Raw genomic sequence first — 18,388 nt, forward strand, 5'->3', positions numbered from 1 at the left:
TCTGCTGTGGAGCGTTACAAACAGCGGGTTTCGAAGGTGTCACCTGTATCGCGCTCTGTCCTGCTCGGCCCGGGCCTCTCGTAGTGAGCAGTTCATCGGCCTGCGCCGTCCTCCAAGAGAAGGAGTCGTGACCCATGACCATGCTGACCTACACCCTCATCACCGACCCTGCGCCCCTGGAGGCGTCGGCACCCGGGCGGTCCCCGTCCACGGCAACGGTCTACTTGGTCGCCACCAACACCGGACAGCAGACTGCATACTGGTCCTCGATCAAAGTGGAGGTGCCCGTCGGCAGCGGCGCCGGCGACCTCACCTCGGACTTCAATAAGATCAATCCCACGGGCGAGTACGGCACGCGGTCGGGCACCCGGTCGCCGGTGAACGTCCGGCCGGGACCGCAGGGCTCCAACCTCTTCGAGGCCACCGCCTCCGGCGGCAGAGCCGCTTTCGCCCCCGGCGATCACCTGGTGCTGACGCTGGGGAACGTCGTCGTCGCCCCCGCCACCGGACTGGCCGTACTGAAGGTGACCGAGAAGACCAGCAGGACCAAGACGGGGCAGCTGAGCAACAGCTTCGCGGCGGTGGCGCTGGTGAAGACCGCTCCGAAGGAGATCCCGGCACCGCGAAACTTCCGCCCGAACGACACCATGGTGAACGCCGGGACGAACATCGTGCTGAGCTGGGAGGGATCCGACGACTTCGACTACACGATCCTGTCCCCGGCCGGGCAGGCGGTCGTCACCCGGGGCGCGTACTCCTGGTCACCGGCCGACGCCCCGGTGCGGGCCACCACCTACATTCTCGTCGCCACCTCCCGTACCACTCCACTGCAGCAGCACTTCCTCACCACAACCGTTCAGGTGCGCAATCCCGTCCTGAACCTGGACACGCTCACCGTCAGCACCGGAATCTTCACGCCATGGGTCCAGGGAACGGCGAGCGTGGCCGGCGGGCGTATCACCTTCACCGGTGAAGGGGTGGCGGTCTCCAACGGCGCCGGCGGGCAGGGGACCATGACGGCCGACAGGGCCGACGTCAACGGCGTGAACACCAGATGGGTGCAGGGCAGAAGCACCGACGACGGATGGATCAGCTTCCCTCACTTTGGCATTCAAGTATCCCGAGGCGGTACGAACATCGCCCAGCAAGGCGTCGTGTACACCGAGAACGTCTACGCGACGGACAGGGACGACAGCGGGTGCATAAACCTCCACAGTCAAGGGATAACCGTGTACTCGCCCAGTGGGCGGAACAGGATCGGGAGCGTGACGGCCCATATCGACGCGCAATGAACAAGTTGTGAAGCGCGGGCCCGGCGTTCGGGCCCGCGCGTCCGTACTCCCGGTGTTCCCGCCTGCTGTCCCTGATCGGCGCGCATGAGGGCGGGGAGGCGTGCGTGTGCGAGCCGACCCCGCAGTTCGACCTGTCCGCGCCGACCATCTCCCATCACCTCAAAGTGCTGCGAGAGGCCGGGCTGATCGGCTCCGAACGACGCGGGACCTGGGTGTACCACTGGGTGATCCCCTGCACGCCGGAGCGGTTGGGAAAGCTGTTCAAACCCGGATCGATCAGCCGGTGAGTTCCCTGGCCCGCCGCGCGCCGGCCGAGTTCATCGGCACCGGCGCGCCGGTCAGCGTGGTGATCGGATCGGGATCGCCGCCGCCCGGCTGTCTCCGAATGATGTCGGCCTGCAACTCGCCGCGAATGCCGCCGCCATGATGGCCTGCACTCGGGAGGCGAGCAGGGCGTGATCATAGGGTCAACTGGCCCCACGCCCATCTGTCGACCGGGCATGCGGCGGGGTCAGCTCCAGGTCGCGCGCTTGAGCACATCCGACAGCCCCGGGGTGTTCCAGACGTCCACCACCAGGATCTTCGATGTGGGCAGGAACCACTCTCGCTGGGTGAAGCTCGCCGTCCGCCGACCACTGTTGTTCGTCACGCACTGGTTGGGCCAGGTGGCGTACTTCGCTTTGTGGCCGTGTCCGACCTGGCGCAGACCTGTCGAGGTGGCCTTCCCTTCGCCGGGGTACCAGCCGGCCTTGGCGTTGAACGGGCAGGAAACCACGCCGCTGAAGGGATGGAACTGCTCCTTGCCCGTGTAGGTGATGGAACCGCCCCCGACCGGAACGTTGGTGATCGCCTTCGGGCCGAACACCCAGAATCCCTGACAGTTCGGGGCGAATGGCTTCGGATTCCTGCACTTTCCGGTCGCCACTACGACGCGGTCCCCGTCACGGTGCGCATTCCAGCCGACGGGAAGCTTCAGGTTCATACCCCGGAAGGACAAGACCTCGGCCTGAGAAGCCGACAGACCCGGAGAAGCCTCTGCCACTGAAAGTCCCGACGTGGCCGAGGCTGCAGGAAGAGCCACGAGTACGACGACTGCAGCCGGGACGATGAGGAGAGAAGATCGCTTTCTCATGGCGAGAACCTAGTCGTCCCCACTTGTTGATCTCTGGGATCTCGCTTGGAGCGCACGTGACCACCCTTCCCGACTCGCTGTCCAGAGAACCACCGGCGCTGCTGCTGTGCAGCACGTGTGCGATTGGCCGAGGCACGAAACGCATGTAGCGGCGGACTTCGGTCTATTGATCGATCTACTCGACCGGCCCGGCGCCGGCAGGTGAGTAACCTGCCGGCGCCGGAGCTGATATCGAGAGGCGTGCTCGGGCGGCACCCTGGGCTGCAGTTGCCTCGTCGGCCGTTCCGATCGCCGCCGGTGAGCCCGAGGACCTCTGGCTCTACGTCTGCTCGGGTTTCCCTTCGTCGTCGCTGAAGGTGTGCTCGACTGCCTCCACCCCTTCCTCGATCTGCTTGTCGTACTTGTGCGCCGTACGGTCTTCGACGAACTCCTCGGCGTCCTTCAGGACTTCGTCAGCCTCGGTGGTGTGCTCCTTGGCTACGTTCTCGGCCTTCTTCAGCCAGTCTTCGACTCCCATGAACCGTCTCCTCGTTGCTAGACGTGGTCGATGTCGTGATCTGTCCAGGCGGCGTGACCGAAAGGGGCCGCCTCCATCTCCGCCCCGGTCCGCGGAAGCGGCAGAGCTATGACGGAGGTCCTGTCGGAGAACATCCGGGAGACGCCGAGATCACTGCTGGACGGCCCACGCGCCGGTTCTGTCCACGCGATAGTTGCCGCCTCCCTGCGCGACGGCGGACCCGGCGTTGGCGTAGTGCGCCGCGCAGTACTCCTGGAATCGCTGGAGGTCTCTCGACGACAGCGACTGAGCGGTGAAGCAGCCGACGATGCGGGTACCCACGGCGTTGGGCACCCCGGCGAACAGCGAGGGCAGATTGATGGCCTGGAATCCGCCGGACCCGTGGTAGCCGCGGACGTTCTGGTATTGACCGGCGCCGTTCGGATTCCAGAGCACGATCACGGAAACACAGTCACCCATAGGACCGGTTACGACCGTGTTGTCCGCTGCGGGCAGATCCTGGGCGGCTGCGGGTGTTGACTGCTGGGTAAGCTGCATTGCTCTCTCCCTTCTGTGCCACTTTCTGCGTCGTGCCGTATCGCGATGAGCCCCCTTACCTGCGGATCGGAGTGATGTGTACCGTTCCGGTGAGCGGTCCCCGGGTCACGGCTGCAGTGGGATGACCGCGGCTGGGCGTGCCTGTGCCACCTTGGCCGCCAGGGCGGCGCTGAAGTCGGCGGTGAGCACCGTCCGGTTCATCGCGGCGGTACCGCTGAACTCGGTCAGCGTGCCGGGCTCCGTCACCGGGGACCACGGATATCCCGTGGCCTGCTTCACCGGCGTGAGTTCGCTGTAGTCGTACACAAGCGTGGGAACGTCGTTGACCGCTACGGCGACGATCAGCAGGCACGCCTGGGTCTGCGCCTGATTCGCCGCGGTCACCCATGCCTGGCGGACCGCCGGACCCGCCTGTTCCAGGCCGGAGACCTCGGTCACCAGCCGACTGACGAGATCGTCGGACAGGTGCTCGGTCATCCCTTGCGCGATGATCGTCAGGGGCGCCGGCCCCACGCCTTTGCCGCTCTTGGGGCCCCTGGAGCCCTTGGCGCAGTCCAGTTGCGTGCTGCGTTTGGCGATGCCGGTGCTGGTCCAGCCGACGTTGCCGAGTACCCGCTGAAACGCATTGGCATAGCTGCCGCCGTCGGCCGCCGCGGCTTGCGCCGCGACGAGCCTGGCCAGCAGTACCGAGTTGACGACGTCCTGGTCCTGCTGCGGCGTCAGCGCGCCGTCGACCAGCAGGAAGGCGCCGTCCACGAGCAGCGCGGTCGTGGTGTCCATCGGCTTGCCTAGAGAGAAGGAAGGTTGTCGATGTAGCTGCTCGCATGGCTGCTCATCTTCTGCAGCACACTGTTCCGGACCCCTTTGTAGACCGAGTCGTTGAGGACCAGTGTGGTCTGGCCGTCCTGGATGTTCACCGACGACGCCGAGTAGGACATCCAGAGGAACTTGGTCGCGGTCTGGCTGCCGGCGAAGTGGAAGGCGGACAACTTGACGGCGACGTTGTTGTTGGTCTCGTTGGCCAGACCGATCGAGAAGCTCCCGTTGTTGTCGGACGTGGACTGGCTGTTGTACAGCTGCCACGGCGCTCCGTTGGCGTCGGCCGAGGCCTTCAGCGATGTCAGGGCCGCCTTGACGAGCTCCAGCTCGGGCGCGGTGACCAACGCGGCCATGATCTCAAGCACGACCTGGTCGATCTTGACGGTGGCGGTTTGGGTGGAGTAGTTCGCGAAGTTGATCGACTGACCTGTATAGCCGATGTTGGTCAGCACGGTGACGACCTTGCGGTAATAGCCGAGTGGGTCGGCCTCCGGATTGGCCCCCTGCGCGACGGCTGAGAGCTGCGCCAGGCCGAATGAGTTCAGCAGGTCGTCCTTGTGCTGGGGGGAGACGTCGGCGGTGAACGCCACCATCGAATTGCCGACGACCGAGGCGCTCTCGCCGGTGGTCTGCGGTGCCGTTTCCGTGGCCGCCGCTGCGGCCTGAAGCTTCGGCGGCATCGGCGGCAGCTTCAGTGCGTCGACGAACGTGGACGGGTCGGAAGTGGACTGGGTGCTCATCGTTCCCCCTGCGGATCTGAGTGGACTGATCACCGCCAGTGAACTCGGCCACCCGTTTCCGTACCGCCGACGAACCCTGTCGTCCGCGGCACGCGGAAGCGTGCGGGCATGACAGTCACGTAGCCGGGGTGTGACGCATCGGCACCGACGTGGGACAGCCGCGCAACGATGCCGCCTCCACCACACGCGCAGAGGGCGCCTCGCCGCCCGGAGACCGGGCATTCGCGGCCAGTCGGCGCGACAGGACGGTCTCGGATAGGGCACCGACACGTCACCTGCGGCTGGCATTGACGTATCGAACCGCCACTCGTAAGCCCCTATCGCACTTCGGACGCGGCACATAAACGTGGCCGCGACTTCTGCCCGCCGTTCCACATAGGCCTGGATACGCTCAAGCGGGAAGGAGCCGTGAGAAGGAGGCGAGAGTGGCTGAGACAGTCCACGAACTTCGACTCATGGGGCCGTTCCGGCTGCTCCGCGGGGGCTCTGCGCTGCAACTGTCCTATGGGGTGGCCAGACTGGTCGCGGCACTGGCGATCACGGGGGCGATGTCCCGCTCGCAGGCGGCCGGGCTGCTCTGGCCCGACCGGACCGAGCAACAGGCATTGTCCAACCTCCGCACAACCCTGTCCAGATTGTCCAGGAAAACGCGTGATGTCGTGGAGTGCGACGGTGACGTCCTCAGCCTTTCCGAAGGCACGGGGGTGGACGTCGAGATGCTGACGCGCTGGATCAACGACACCATCTACGGCTTGGGCTCCTCCGCCGGGGAGCTGACCGGCCCGCCCGCCGACGTCGACCGCCCGCTGCTGGCCGGCTGGTCCGATGACTGGGTCGTCGACAGCCGTGAGCGACTGCGCATGCTCACCGCCCAGGCGCTGCAGAGCGCCGCCGCCCGGTTGCTCTCCCTTGGCCGACCGGCCGAGGCTCTGCCGTACGGCCTGGCCGCGGTGCAGACCGAGCCGTGGTCGGAGAGCGCGAACCGCATTCTCCTGGAGATCCACGCCCGCCGCGGCGACCCCGGCAGCGCGCTGCGCCAGTATGAAAAGTTCAGCCGAATTCTGCTCCGGGAGCTCGGAGTACCTCCGGCACCGGACATCGTCGCGGCGATCCAGCAGCTGTACCCCTTCGGCACCGGCCGAGTGAAAGCGGTTTGAGGGCCGTCAGGTGTTAAGCCCTTCCTGCTGCAGCGAGGCCATCCGTGACTCAGGCCGTACCCGTACAGCCGGTGCTTCTCGAATCAGAACTGACGCACCTGCGGGTGGCCGAAGCGAACTGCGTACAGTGAGCACAGCGTTTCCATCTACCATCAGAATGGTACAATATCTGGTACCAGATTAGGTGGAGGTCTCCGATGTCGATCACCGCAAGCGAAGCCCGGCGCCGACTCTTCCCTCTCATCGACGAGGTGAACGAAGACAGCATGGCCGTGGAGATCGTCGCCAAGCACAATCGCGCCTACCTCGTGCCCGCCGCCGAGTACGAAGCGCTGAAGGAGACGGCGCACCTCCTGCGCTCACCGGCCAACATGCGCAGGCTCATCGCCTCCTACCAGCACGCCCTCGAAGGCCGTCACGAAATCCGCGAGCTCATTGACGTCGACGACCAAGCATGAAGCTCTCCTTCACTCCCGAAGCCTGGGAGGACTACACCTCCTGGCTCTCCACCGACCGACAGGTCCTGAAACGGATCAATCGGCTCATCGAAGACGCCCTGCGCGATCCGTATGCAGGCATCGGCAAACCCGAGCCGCTCAAACACGCCCTCCAGGGAGCCTGGTCCCGAAGGATCACCGAAGAACACCGGCTTGTCTACCTCCCACGTGACGACGAGCTGATCATTCTTCAGGCCCGTTATCACTACTGAGTGCAGCACCGACGGACGTTTCACGCTTCTCGGACCGAAACTCCTGGCAGGCGCAGGAAGTCCGCCATGCAAGGGGCCTGCCAGGGCCTTCGTGGCGGAGTACCCGCTCTGCCGATCAAGCCTGGTTGTATCTCCGATCTTGATTGACCGGAAAGGCCATCTACATCGCGTAGATTCACTCATCCATCCGTTCGTGAGAGTGGCCGATGGCTCCGGGAGAGAGCGAAATGTATGTTCTCAAACAGACTGTCCAGAGTGTCGGCAACGTAGAGTAGTACCTTTCCTACGTAAACGATTAAGTGAATCAATTCACCACGAAATCCGTAGATTAGTATTTACACTTCGCTTTATGGATCGCGGTGGCGATAGCGAGGGGCGGCGCTCTCTAGACGGGACCCCCTCCCGCGAGCCCAGCCTTCACCAACTGCGGCTATTCTTGGTGCTGGCCGAAGAACTCCATTTCGGCCGCGCGGCCCAGCGGCTGTTCCTGACACAGCCGGCGCTAAGCCAACAGATCCAGACGCTGGAGGACCGACTGGATGTCAACCTGGTGCAGCGTTCCTCCCGTCGCGTGGATCTCACAGCCGCCGGCCGGGCTCTGGTATCCGAAGCGCGTGACGTCGTGGCGGCTATGGACCGCTTTCGAGGGATCGCCGCCACCCATGCTCGGCAAGTGCGAGGCTGCCTGAGGATCGGAGCCATCGGCGGCGAAGCCTTCATGCCCTACGTGACCGCCATCCTCGCCGAACTCTCCGCCCAGCACCCCGATATCACCGTGGAGATCCGCTCCATAAACTTCGTCGAGCAAACCTACGTCCTGCACCGCAGAGAGGTCGACGCCGCGTTCCTCCGGCCGCCTCTCCCGCCCGGCCTGCGAAGCCTGCACCTGGCGACGGGGCCCCGCGTCGCCTGTCTGCCCGCCGACGACCCACTGGTCGCTCAGGCGCCGCTGACCTTGGCCCAGTTGTCCGACCGCGTGGTGGTCGATGTCCCGATCCCGGAGCTGCGGGAGTGGTGGGACTACTGGACGGTCAACCCCCGCCCCGACGGCAGGCCCGTACGCTACGGCCCCGCGGCCGGGGACATGGAGGCGCTCCTGTCGGCTGTCGCCCGTGGCCAGGCCATCGCCTTCCTGCCCGCCGAAGCTCGCCACGACTACACCCGCCGTGGCGTCGCGTACGTCGATGTTACGGACCTACCCCTCTCCACGTCGTCCCTGGCCTGGCTCACCGACCAGGACCATCCCCCTGTTGCCGCTCTGCTTCAAGCGGCACGCGCCGTACTACAGCGCAACTGAAAGAACTCGCAGTGAAACATATGACCAAGAGGGCGCCTGACGAAAAGATGTCGGGCGCCGCCCTGGGTCGTCTTGGATGATCTGCAGGCAGAGCTACCTGCCCCATATGTTCAATGAAGTTGAGGGTGCGACTTTCTATGCCTCGGTGGTGCTTGAGCTTGCCCGACCACCAAAGGTCGTGGCCGTATGAAGTTGATCTTTCGACAGGACCGTCTTCTCCCAACTCTCGTGCCGCCAATTACATCAATAACCAATAGTCAATCGATCCCGACATCTTACTTATAGCCGAAGCCCTGGCACCTTGTGGCTAGGGTGTGAGATTGTTCCGACAGGGGATCCGGCGGCGTTTTGATGGGATTAGGTCACGGAAAGATGAGCCTGCTCAGAAGACTCGCCAATTCCACTATCACGTCTCCCACCACACTTGCGTATCGGAGGACGGGAAACGAATAAAAGCGAGAAAGGTCCGCAAAAGAGTATGAGAACGAACCTCTATGGGAGACCGATGAACACCGTAAGAAGGCTCTGCGCGACAGGCCTCGCGACCGCGAGCGCCGCAGTACTCCTGGTTGCGGGCCCAGCGACCCCAGCCTTCGCGGCTGCTGCCGAGTGCACCGTTCCCTTCGGCTGGACCACCTGCTCCACAGGAACTATCCCGCCCAACCCGAGAGACCACTACGTGAAGGTCAATACCTGGGAATCACCGTGGCCGTTCAATAACCCCATCTGCGGTGAAGGCGAGATCAGGTGGAAGGTCGTGGACAAGCAAAATGGTCATGTCGTCGGTCGCGGATCCGGCAAGGTAAGCGCGCTGATTATCCCTGGACTGTATTCGCCCGTGGGCTACTACGGCCGGCTCGACAACTGCCCGCGAATGACCATCCATATCCAAAGCTAATCAAATCCCTGCCGCCGAGCTCCCTAAACGACCGGACTTGGCGCGGTAAGGATCAGCTTCGCAAGCCACCCGTACCTCGGGTGCAAACGAATCGTGACGCCTTTTCTCTTTCAGGCTCCGGGAATGGCGCACTAAGTACAAGCCTGTAATCGTGGGGAATGTAGCTCGACACTCGTTTGCATGACGTTTCCCCTTGCTGCCGCAGGCGGCGATAGGGCGTTCATTGAGCTTCTGGCTCACGTGCGTTGGATCGTCGGCGGAACAGGAACCAGCAAGAGCACATTGACTGAGGCTCTGGCCCGCCGACACAACGTCCTGATCTACAATGGTGACCGAGCGGAACACGGTTGGGTGACTCGAAGCACGCAGCGGGAGCACCCGCATCCGCGCCTCTTCGGCGCTGCGCCCGAACAGATCCGGGCGGGCCGATCGGCTAGGGAGATATTCCAGTCGATGGCCGACCCGCACGGAGAGACGATCGGCTTCCTCATCGTGGATTTACTTGCCCTCCCCTGCGACCGGATGGTCCTGGTCGACTACTTCGGCGTCCTGCCCCGGGGTCTCGGGCCGCCGGTCGCCGGTGCTCATCAAGCGGTGTTCCCGCTGCCTCCCACTGAGTTCCGTCACCGGCTTGAGTACCGGCCCGACGGAACCACCACTCAATCGTTCAGGAGGATTGTCCGATGAACGCAGGCAGCATGAGGATGCACGACGATCTTGCCCATCCGGCTTCCCGATGTCCGGCACATGGGCGGATGACGAGCGCCACTGTCAGCAGGGCCGGGCTACCGCATTCGCCCCGACCCGGCCGGTACGTCCTTACGGGTGCTCCAGGTGCGGGCAAGACCACGATCGTCGACGAACTGAGAGAGCGCGGGCACACGGTGATCGACGAAGCGGCCACCGACGTCATCTCCGAGCGACAGGCGAAAGGCCATGACGAGCCGTGGAAAGACATCGATTTTCTCAACGTGATCGTTGACGTGCAGAGGCAGCGGCAGGAGGCGGCGAGAGCGGCGATCCAGATCTACGATCGCTCTCCGATCTGCACCCTGGCCCTGGCCCACTATCTGCGACATCCGATCTCTCCGACGCTCGCGGCAGAGGTCGAACGCATTGTGAGCGAGAACATCTACGATCGGCGGGTCTTCCTGGTGCGCCCGATCGGTTTCGTGGCGGCGACCGCGGCGCGCAGGATCTCCTTCAAGGATTCGCTGGACTTCGCCCGCGTGCACGAACAGGTCTACCGTGCGCACGGTTATGAGCTGATCGACATCCCGCCTGGCGACGTCGAGCATCGCACGACAACGATCGAGAACCACATCCGTTCCTGGTCCACCGAGCAGCCGGTCTCCTGAAACCACCGACCTGACCTTCTCGAACCTGGTCCGTACGCTCCCGTCAGGTAGTCGATTCGAGGAAGCCCCCAAGCCAAATCCCCGTCACCCGCGCACAGCGTGAAGGCCCGCAAACACAGCTGCCGGTCCAGGACCAGGCGCTGTACCCTTCCGGGCATGAGCTTTCGCGGCACGCCCCGGCCGCGTCCACGCTGGTATCACGCGCGGACCGAGCTGGACGACTTCGCGATCGTCAGCTACCGGGTGCCCGCCGACGCGCTCGCCCGGCACCTTCCCACCGGATTCACCCCAACGGAATTGGCCTTCGACGACGGCCGCGGCGCCCTTGTCTCCGCCGTCGCGTTCCGGGACCGGGACTTTCACTTCCGGTTCTTCCCACCGGCGGCCATCACCTGTGGACAGATCAACTACCGCGCCTACGTCACCGCGAACGGCGAGCCGGGTGTGTGGTTTTTCGGCACCAGCCTGGACCACCCCGTGGTCGCGATCCCCCAGCATGTATGGGGCATGCCCTGGAAGCGCGAGCGCATTCGCATCGAGGCCGAGTGGAACCGCGCCCCGGCGCGCTGGCGACTGAACGCCGGGGACACCGCCTGCGAGGCGGCCGAACTCCCCGAGCCACCCGAACGGCTGGACGGGTTCACCGGCGAATCGCACTGGATGGAACTGCTCACCCATCCCACTCAAGGCTGGTACCGGCGCCGAAACCAGCGGGTGGGCACCTACAGCATTTGGCATCCGCCGATGCGCCCGCGATACTTCGCGGCCGTCTCCGCAAGGTTTCCGGTCTTCGAACGCCTCGGCTTGATCACCTCGGAGACGCCACCGCACTCGGTCCTGATCCAGCCTCGGCTCCACTTCGACATCCACACCCCGCCCCGGCGCTTCCACCCGTCCGCTTGAGGCATGGGCGAGCATGGCAGGCGCCGTATGGGTCCTCATCCTCGTTGATCCTGCACGGAACTGTGACAATCGGACGATTATGTGGAGCAACGGGTGCAAGCCGCTCATCCGGACCATGACGGTCGTACAGGAAGATGAGCATGTGACTTCCACCCCCGCCGCTGACGAACCGGCGAGCACGCGAGACCGGGAAGCCGTCGAACACCTCCTCGGCCGTCCGCTGAATCGGTCATGGCCGACGAATGCCCTGGCCCCGGGAAGCCGGGTCATGGTGCTGCGAGACCCGATCCTGGACGGGCCGTGGCAGAGCGAGTTTCTGGGGACGATCGACGCCATGGGCGCGCCTGAGCCCGTTCAACATCCTCACGCGTCCCCTGGGGAATTGTCACTGGGTCACCTTCGACGCTCCTCAGTACGAAACCAACGGGTGCGGGCCTTACCGCAAGGCCCAGATCTGGAGCCGATATCTTCGAGCCGAAGCGGATCCCGGAACAGAGGCATAGCCAAGCATGCTCCGCCGTGTCGTCGACGACATATGAGAACCGACCCCCTGACGACATCGGAACCGCGTTCCGCCCCATTGACGGCGGCGAACGCATCCTCGTCGACGTCGCCGACAAGACATCCGCACCAGGGCCTGGTTGTAAAAGTGTGCGGAGTTGCTGGAAAGTCGGGTGAAACGGGAGACGGGCTCGGGACCATTGCCGCATGAGGGAGCGGGAACTGGCCAAGGGGGTACTTGTCGGGCTTGTGGTCGGTATCGTGCAGGCTGTCGTATGGGCGAGGACCGATCAATGGGACGAGCATGCGGGCGGGCGCGGGCCCTATTCGTTGGTGCCGGCGGTGGTCCTGACCGGCCCGGCCATGGTGGCCCTGGCCGGATTCCGCCGCTGGCCCCTCGTCGCGCTCGTCGGCGGGATCGCCACGCTCGCCCTGGGCCAGGCCCTGTGGAGAATCGTGCCCGATCCCACCGTCTACGGCTTGCACCGCTCCGTGCTCGGCTGGGTGCACCTGTCGGCGGCGGTGGCCGGGTTCGCCGTCGCCGCTTGGGCACTGGCCGCCACGAGACGGTGGTGGTCCAGGCTCGTGGCGCTCGTCGTGCTCATCGCCGTCTGGGCGCTGGCGATTCCCTTGGAGAAGGCCGTCTTGCGCCGGCACCTGGCACGCGGCATCGAACTGTCCGGACTGCCCCTGGTCGCGCCGGATATCCCGGGGTACAAGCTCGCCTCGGCCCATGTGCCGGGATTGCGTCACGTGGACGAGCCGACGATCTCGCTGTACTACCTGCCCCCCGGTGCGGAGAAGGTGGGCTGGAGCCATCTGGGCATCTCGGTGGGCATGATCCGGGGCTCGGTCGCATCCGCCGCGCGGGCGTGCAAGATGACGCACGAGCGGAAACTCAGGGGTGAGCCCTGCCGTGCAGCCTCACGGGATCGATGGGTCCGCCACACATTGGACGGCGACGGGTCGCAGCGGTGGATCGTCGTATTCGTACGCAGGAACGGTGCCTTGCTGACGCTCCGAAGCGGTGGCGCCGATGAGACCACCCTTCTGGCAGCCGCGGAGACGATCCGGCCGATCTCCGCAGAGACTCTCGTGGAGCTGGCCATCGCGGCGGGGCGAAGGTTGTAGCGACCCACGCATACACCGGGCCACCCCAACACCTGACAAGCCGGTTCCAAGTACCGGCCCTTGGTGTCCCGGCCGACCATCGAAAGGGAGCAAGGGGCCTGCCATCGATCCGGTATCGAGGCGCAGGTCTCTCCGGGCGCGCAGAACCCCCGATCCGCCGGACGCCGGAAGAGGAAGATTGATCCCGTGGCGGTTACCACGAATGCGGTACGGGCCTGAGGCCGTACACCGACTCCGTTCTCGGGGAGAACGGCATCGGGGCAGGAAGACGGAGGGGACGGGGTTTGACCCGCCCCCTCCGTTCGCGGCTGTCAGAAGCCCGCGGTGATTCTGGTGAACTCCCATTCGGCCTGCGGGACGCCGCCGCCGTTGACCCGGTCACGGTTGGTCGACCAGAAGGCGAGCCTGGTCAGGCCCCTGGCCTTGGCCCAGTCACGGATCTGGGTCCAGGTGGCCGGGGTGGTGGGCTCTCCCTGGTCGGACAGGCCGTTCATGCCGGAGATGCCCATGTGCGCGTAGGCCTGGGCGTCGGTCCAGCCGTACACGCTCTTCAGGGTGTTCTTCAGCCCCTCGGAGGCGTTGACCGTGTCCTGGTACATGTTGGTGCCGCCGAAGTTGAACGGCATGATCGTGAAGTTGTCGATCGGGACGGCCAGCGCCCTGGCCTGGGTGACCAGCCGGACGCCCGAGGCGCTCAGGCCCGTCTTGAACGTCGGGATGGTGACGACGATCTTCACGCTCGGGTTGTTCTGCCGGACGATCTTCAAAGCGTTGAGGATCCGGTCCTGGACGGTGAAGTTCTCCAGCTCGTCCCAGTTCTCGATGTCGAAGTCGACCACGGCCGGGCCGTGCGCGTTGATCACCTGCTGGACCGCCTGGGCGAAGGCCTGCGGGGTGGTGCAGGCCGTACCGAGCTTGTTGCCGCTCCAGCCGCCGAAGGAGATCTCGACGCTGCCGCCCTTGGACTTGATCGTGTTGATCGCCGAGGCGTCGGTGCCGCCGCCCAGCGGACGCTGGCCGTCCCAGGCCGGGGTGCAGCCGCCCTGGGCCAGGATGAAGGCCATCGTGAACGACCTGATGCCGGTCGCGTCCATCACCGTGCCCGGGTTGGGCGGGTTGCCCCAGCCCATGTACAGGTACGGGGCGCCGGGCAGCTTGGTCGGGTTGGGACAGTTGCCGCCGGTGGTGGCGCTCACGTCACGGCCCGCCGACTCACCGGAGGCGTTGTAGGCCTTGATCGTGTAGTTGTGCGTCTCGCAGGCGCCGAGGCCGGAGATCACGGCACTGGTCCCGGTGACCTGCGCGCGCTGCGCGGTGCCCTCGTAGACGCGGTAGCCGGTCACGGTGCCGCTGGACGGGCCCCAGGTCAGGCTGATGCTGCTGGTGGTCGTGGTCGCCGAGGCCGTACCGGGCTGGCCGGGCACACCGGAGCCTCCCAGCGTGGTCCCGGAGGCCGAGGCGCTGGCGGCCGAACGGTTGCCGGCGGCGTCGCGGGCGCGCACGGTGTAGGTGTAGGTGGTCAAGGGTGCCAGGCCCGTGTCGGTGTAGGTGGTGCCGGTGGCGGTGGTCACCAGGGTCGTGCCGCGGTACACCTCGTAGCCGGTCACACCGACGTTGTCGGTGGAGGGGTTCCAGGCCAGCGAGATGCTGCTGGAGGTGGTACCGGTGGTGCGCAGGTTGGTCGGGACCGTGGGTGCCACGTTGTCACCGGGCCCGGCGACCCGCCACAGGGCCGGGACCCGGTCGGGCTCCCAGCCGGGCAGGGAGGTGTGGCTCTGCAGGCACTGGTAATCGACGCCGTTGTGGGTGACCACGGTGCCCGCGGTGTAGGCGGTGTAGGGGGCCCAGGCCGGCGCGAGCGCTTGGACGCTCGCTTGCGGCGCACCGGCGTAGACCGGCGCCGGGGCGCCCATGCCCGTCGCGAGGACGGCGATCAGCGCGAGGATGAGGACACGAAATCTCACGTCACACTTCCGGGGGGTGGGGGGTTGGGGGGTCGTGCACGCCTGCGGCCGCCCTACACGGACGGAATCGGCCGCAGCCAGTGGTGCGTATATCCGCCGGGCCCGATCGTGCCGACATCAGGTCGGCACCGCTTGGCCGGCATATGGACGGATAAGGCCGCCGACGCGTTCAGGGGCGGCCTCGCCGAATGCGAAGAAACAGGCACTTTTATCATTAGGAAACTTTACTAATAGTTGATTGTAGCCCTGACAATAGGGGCCTGCAAGAGCCTGAACCGACCCCTCCCACACCGACAGTTCACCCGAATCCTTCAGCAAACCCCCAGGTCACCAAGCCGGATCGCACCGTACAATCGCTTTCGTCCCGGGCGACGGGATGCGGTACGGGCCCAAGGCCGTACGCCGATCCGGTCTCCGCGAGCACCTTCGGGACCCCGGTCCTTAAGAAGGATCCGTGTGGTTCCCGCCTGGTGACCCGCGCCGGTGCATCAGGGAAGTCGCGGCTTCACCGCGAGGAAGAACGGCTCCTGGTGGAGCCTGTCGTGGTACGGCCGTGGCGCCGGATAGCTTGATCGCCGGCCGCCGCACCGGCCGGCGATCAAGTCGGAGACGGGTGAGATCAGCCGGCGAACGACACGGTGGAGTACCGGTACCGCGCCTTGCCGTTCTCGTCCCCGTGGTGTGAGTGGTCGGCCATGACCTGGTCGCGTCCGCGCTCCCGAGATCGTGGTGAAACGAATCTCAACGCGATTGCCTCCTACGACACGGCTCGCTTCCTGTCACCAAGCATCGCGGCGGACCTTTGCGTTCGACTTGTGATCGACTTGTGGCGACAGGATCGTCACCGGAAGGGCCACCCCTGCCCCTCGCGGGATGCCAGCCCCCGCCGTACCAAAGCTCATCCGCCGACCTGCGACGTGCTCAACCTGGTGTCCAGGTGGCCGTTCACATGACGAGCTGGCGGGTGATCGACGGGTCGGTGATCGTCGTGTCGGCGACGAGCAGGAACGCCTTGGACAGGATGATCGACAGTATGCCGCCGTCCTCCTCGAAGGGCAGGAAGACCGACGTGGCGTCGCGATCGTTGCCGGGCACGATGCACAGGTAGGCGTCGTTGGGCTCCATCAGGATGTTCCCGGAGCCCAGATGGATCCGGTAGGTCCGCAGGTTCCCGCGTACGCGCAGGAACCGGTCGGTCAGCTCCACCCGATCGGCGATCTTCAACCGGGGCAGGAGCCTGACCAGCACGTCGTGCCGCATCCGGGCGGTCTCGGACAGCTCGCCGAACCCGTAGGAGTGCCAGTAGTCTTCGTGCCCGCCGACGGCCTGCGCGTCGAGGCCGACCGAGGCGACGCCGACGGCCAGGTCGGCGTCGCGCAGCACCTCCGACAGCACCAGCGGCGGCACCTCCGTCAGGGGCACGCCCTCCAGGGCGATCCGGTTGCCCGCCATGTCGTGGCCGGAGACCTCCTGCGGCCCGTTCCGGTAGAAGGTGATCTGTTCACCGGCGCAGAGCGAGGCGGTGTCCCAGCCGTCGGCCTCCGGGTCCGAAGCGACATGCATCCCCCATCGTGCCCGCCAGCCGGACAGCTCCCTGAGCGCCTCCCCTCGATCTCCGCCGCACTCGTAGTCCCAGTGGCCGATCGCCAGACCCGTCCAGCCGCGCTGGTTCAGTAGTGTCTTGGCCTGTCCGTAGCGCATCACATGCCCGGTGAACCGGCTGGAGAAAGTGCGGGTCCGCTCCTCGGCGGGGGTCAGCAGGTAGACCTCGCGGAAGACCTGCTTGTACGGCTGGCGTACGCCGTGTTCCAGCAGATGGTCGCGCCAGTCCCGCACCTCGTCCGCGCTCGCGTGGATCGGGTGCCAGAACCCGACCCGGGCGTCAGGGTCAGGCCGGGTGCGCTGGCCCTGCGGGTCGGCGAGCTCCCAGCCCGACTCGGTCCTGAACGGCAGCCCGGCCGGGCCCGGCGAAACCTGCCAGACCAGGGCACGGGCGTACAGGCCGGTGACCGGGTGGTCGAGGAAGTACTCGGTCACCTCCTGCCAGCTCCAGGTGCGCTCTTTGATCAACGCCTGCTCCAGCCGGAACCGCTCGGCCGCGAGTGTCTGTCTGAGCTCCTTCAGCGTGATCTTGAGCTCGGCCAGCGCCGGGTCCTTGCGGATCGCCTGTGGAGCCGACTTGACGGCCTTGCCCGACGTGTTGAGAAACCGCAGTGCAGGACCGTCGGCGCTCAGCCGTACCCGATAATCGCCGATCTTCTCCTCACGCACCCCGTCGGGGCCCAAACCGAAAGCCGGCACAGTCCGGTCCAGCAGCTGATCGCGGGTCAGCCCGGCCTCGGTGGCCACCGCGTCCAACGTGCGTGCCACGTTGGCCAGCACGGACCTCGCGCGGACCTTTGCCTGGACCCGGGCCAGCGGCACGATCGCCTCCAGCCCGCCACGGCGGGCCAGGACTCCGACGGCGGCATTGGTGACCGTCTCGCTGCGGCACGTCGAGCCCATCCCATTGCTTCCCGTGCCGCAGGTCAACGCGACATCGCCGAGGAGCGAGGGCACCCACCGATCTTCGATCACCTCACACGTCCAGATCATGCCGCGTACCGGAATGATGGTGCGCGCGTGTAGGAAGACGGTTTCCGTCCACTCGTGACCGTGGTTGTCGCGCCGGCTGATCTTCCGCTCCCGGTAGGCCTTCAGCCGGGTGAGGATCTCCCGGACCAGAGCAACCACGTCAGGCGTGAGCAGCGTGCCGGCGGTCCGGAGCCATTTTCCGCTCGGCTTGGTGGACCGGGCGGTGTTCCAGTGACGCAGCAACGGCAGAACCTCGGGTGCGGCCAGGCGCGGGCCGTACTCCTCGGCCAGCATCCGCGCGAAGGGGTCGCACTCCCAGATCACGCTCCGCACCGCACCGGCCGGGCCGTGCTCGGCCGGTTCCGTGAACAGCTCGTCCAGCTGCCCGGCCAGCGCCTCCCGCACCTGGCCGGCCCGCGCATCCCACGCCGGCATCCGGAAGTGGGGATTCAGCGGCTTCTCCTTCAGCCATTCGAGGACCTCGCGGCGCTCCTGGAAGCCCAAGCGGCGCGCCGCCGCGAGCGGGAGCCGGAAGACCTCCTCATAGCGGGTGTGGCCGCATAGGACCAGTGCCTGCGCCCGCCACACGAGATCACTCACGTCCTCGCGTGCCCAGTCGATGTCGAGTTCGGCCACCGAGCGGATCAGTCGCAGGATTCGCTCATCGTGCTCATGCCCGCCTTCCTTCCCCAGGCTCAGCTTCAGCTGCGCCCAGTGCCCGTACAACCGCCAGTCGGTGTCCGGCCCGGGTGGCAGCCCTCGTTCGAAGAGCACGTCAAGGCGGCGGTACGCCTCCCTGTCATCTCCCTGGTGCAGCAGGTGAGCGTAGGCGCTGCCTTCCTCGTCGATCTCTTTCATG

The 18,388-nt window shown here is 65.8% G+C and carries 19 protein-coding genes and 1 pseudogene; 11 read left to right on the plus strand and 9 right to left on the minus strand.

Annotated features, from left to right (window positions below; translation table 11 throughout):
- The first annotated feature begins 134 nt into the window (after positions 1–134).
- Positions 135–1,292, plus strand: coding sequence for a hypothetical protein (locus RUR_RS31340; RefSeq protein WP_283138832.1), 1,158 nt, complete (start codon positions 135–137; stop codon positions 1,290–1,292).
- 74 nt (positions 1,293–1,366) lie between these two features.
- Positions 1,367–1,579: an ArsR/SmtB family transcription factor gene (locus RUR_RS31345; protein WP_428847055.1), complete on the plus strand. Its 213-nt coding sequence runs from the start codon at positions 1,367–1,369 to the stop codon at positions 1,577–1,579.
- On the opposite strand, the gene RUR_RS31350 is transcribed toward RUR_RS31345, so the two are convergent.
- The 6 genes from RUR_RS31350 to RUR_RS31375 form a co-directional block, all read right to left on the minus strand.
- A complete protein-coding gene (locus tag RUR_RS31350; protein ID WP_283138833.1) occupies positions 1,569–1,694 on the minus strand; it encodes a hypothetical protein in 126 nt (41 codons plus the stop codon). The genes RUR_RS31345 and RUR_RS31350 overlap by 11 nt on opposite strands.
- Positions 1,695–1,803: 109 nt before the next feature.
- Positions 1,804–2,274, minus strand: coding sequence for a hypothetical protein (locus tag RUR_RS31355; RefSeq protein WP_283138834.1), 471 nt, complete (start codon positions 2,272–2,274; stop codon positions 1,804–1,806).
- 469 nt (positions 2,275–2,743) lie between these two features.
- Positions 2,744–2,941: an antitoxin gene (locus RUR_RS31360; protein ID WP_283138835.1), complete on the minus strand. Its 198-nt coding sequence runs from the start codon at positions 2,939–2,941 to the stop codon at positions 2,744–2,746.
- 150 nt (positions 2,942–3,091) lie between these two features.
- Positions 3,092–3,478 (minus strand): hypothetical protein, encoded by a 387-nt coding sequence (locus RUR_RS31365; RefSeq protein ID WP_283138836.1) that lies wholly within the window; start codon positions 3,476–3,478, stop codon positions 3,092–3,094.
- 105 nt (positions 3,479–3,583) lie between these two features.
- Positions 3,584–4,258 carry a hypothetical protein gene (locus RUR_RS31370; RefSeq protein WP_283138837.1) on the minus strand — a complete coding sequence of 225 codons (675 nt, stop codon included), beginning with the start codon at positions 4,256–4,258 and terminating at the stop codon, positions 3,584–3,586.
- A gap of 8 nt (positions 4,259–4,266) precedes the next feature.
- On the minus strand, positions 4,267–5,037 hold the full coding sequence (locus RUR_RS31375) for a hypothetical protein (RefSeq protein ID WP_283138838.1): 771 nt from the start codon (positions 5,035–5,037) through the stop codon (positions 4,267–4,269).
- A gap of 425 nt (positions 5,038–5,462) precedes the next feature.
- On the opposite strand from RUR_RS31375, the gene RUR_RS31380 reads away from it, so the two are divergent.
- The 9 genes and pseudogenes from RUR_RS31380 to RUR_RS31415 all read left to right on the plus strand — a co-directional run bounded on the left by RUR_RS31380 (position 5,463) and on the right by RUR_RS31415 (position 12,991).
- Positions 5,463–6,194: an AfsR/SARP family transcriptional regulator gene (locus RUR_RS31380; protein ID WP_283138839.1), complete on the plus strand. Its 732-nt coding sequence runs from the start codon at positions 5,463–5,465 to the stop codon at positions 6,192–6,194.
- Positions 6,195–6,391: 197 nt separating this feature from the next.
- Positions 6,392–6,652 (plus strand): type II toxin-antitoxin system Phd/YefM family antitoxin, encoded by a 261-nt coding sequence (locus RUR_RS31385; RefSeq protein WP_283138840.1) that lies wholly within the window; start codon positions 6,392–6,394, stop codon positions 6,650–6,652.
- Complete coding sequence (locus RUR_RS31390) at positions 6,649–6,903, plus strand: Txe/YoeB family addiction module toxin (protein ID WP_283138841.1); 255 nt, start codon at positions 6,649–6,651, stop codon at positions 6,901–6,903. The genes RUR_RS31385 and RUR_RS31390 overlap by 4 nt, the downstream gene beginning before the upstream one ends.
- A 349-nt stretch (positions 6,904–7,252) precedes the next feature.
- Positions 7,253–7,486, plus strand: a pseudogene (locus RUR_RS36895) (LysR family transcriptional regulator); the annotation flags it as partial.
- A gap of 90 nt (positions 7,487–7,576) precedes the next feature.
- Complete coding sequence (locus RUR_RS31395) at positions 7,577–8,200, plus strand: LysR family substrate-binding domain-containing protein (RefSeq protein ID WP_283138842.1); 624 nt, start codon at positions 7,577–7,579, stop codon at positions 8,198–8,200.
- Positions 8,201–9,278: 1,078 nt separating this feature from the next.
- Positions 9,279–9,785: a hypothetical protein gene (locus tag RUR_RS31400; protein ID WP_283138843.1), complete on the plus strand. Its 507-nt coding sequence runs from the start codon at positions 9,279–9,281 to the stop codon at positions 9,783–9,785.
- Positions 9,782–10,456: an AAA family ATPase gene (locus RUR_RS31405; RefSeq protein WP_283138844.1), complete on the plus strand. Its 675-nt coding sequence runs from the start codon at positions 9,782–9,784 to the stop codon at positions 10,454–10,456. Before RUR_RS31400 ends, RUR_RS31405 begins: the two co-directional genes overlap by 4 nt.
- 156 nt (positions 10,457–10,612) lie before the next feature.
- Positions 10,613–11,359 carry a DUF2071 domain-containing protein gene (locus tag RUR_RS31410; RefSeq protein WP_283138845.1) on the plus strand — a complete coding sequence of 249 codons (747 nt, stop codon included), beginning with the start codon at positions 10,613–10,615 and terminating at the stop codon, positions 11,357–11,359.
- A 708-nt stretch (positions 11,360–12,067) separates the two neighbouring features.
- On the plus strand, positions 12,068–12,991 hold the full coding sequence (locus tag RUR_RS31415; protein ID WP_283138846.1) for a hypothetical protein: 924 nt from the start codon (positions 12,068–12,070) through the stop codon (positions 12,989–12,991).
- Between the two features lie 311 nt (positions 12,992–13,302).
- Here RUR_RS31415 and RUR_RS31420 read toward each other — a convergent pair whose 3' ends face one another.
- The 3 genes from RUR_RS31420 to RUR_RS31430 all read right to left on the minus strand — a co-directional run bounded on the left by RUR_RS31420 (position 13,303) and on the right by RUR_RS31430 (position 18,387).
- Positions 13,303–14,955 carry a carbohydrate-binding protein gene (locus RUR_RS31420; protein ID WP_283138847.1) on the minus strand — a complete coding sequence of 551 codons (1,653 nt, stop codon included), beginning with the start codon at positions 14,953–14,955 and terminating at the stop codon, positions 13,303–13,305.
- A 619-nt stretch (positions 14,956–15,574) separates the two neighbouring features.
- The gene (locus RUR_RS31425) at positions 15,575–15,700 is read right to left on the minus strand and encodes a hypothetical protein (protein WP_283138848.1); all 126 of its coding nucleotides are present in this window, start codon (positions 15,698–15,700) and stop codon (positions 15,575–15,577) included.
- Between the two features lie 200 nt (positions 15,701–15,900).
- Entirely contained in the window at positions 15,901–18,387 is a 2,487-nt protein-coding gene (locus RUR_RS31430) for a DUF4132 domain-containing protein (protein ID WP_283138849.1), read from the minus strand.
- Between the last annotated feature and the right edge of the window lies 1 nt (position 18,388).

The organism is Rhizohabitans arisaemae, assembly GCF_025996515.1.
GTDB lineage: Bacteria > Actinomycetota > Actinomycetes > Streptosporangiales > Streptosporangiaceae > Rhizohabitans > Rhizohabitans arisaemae.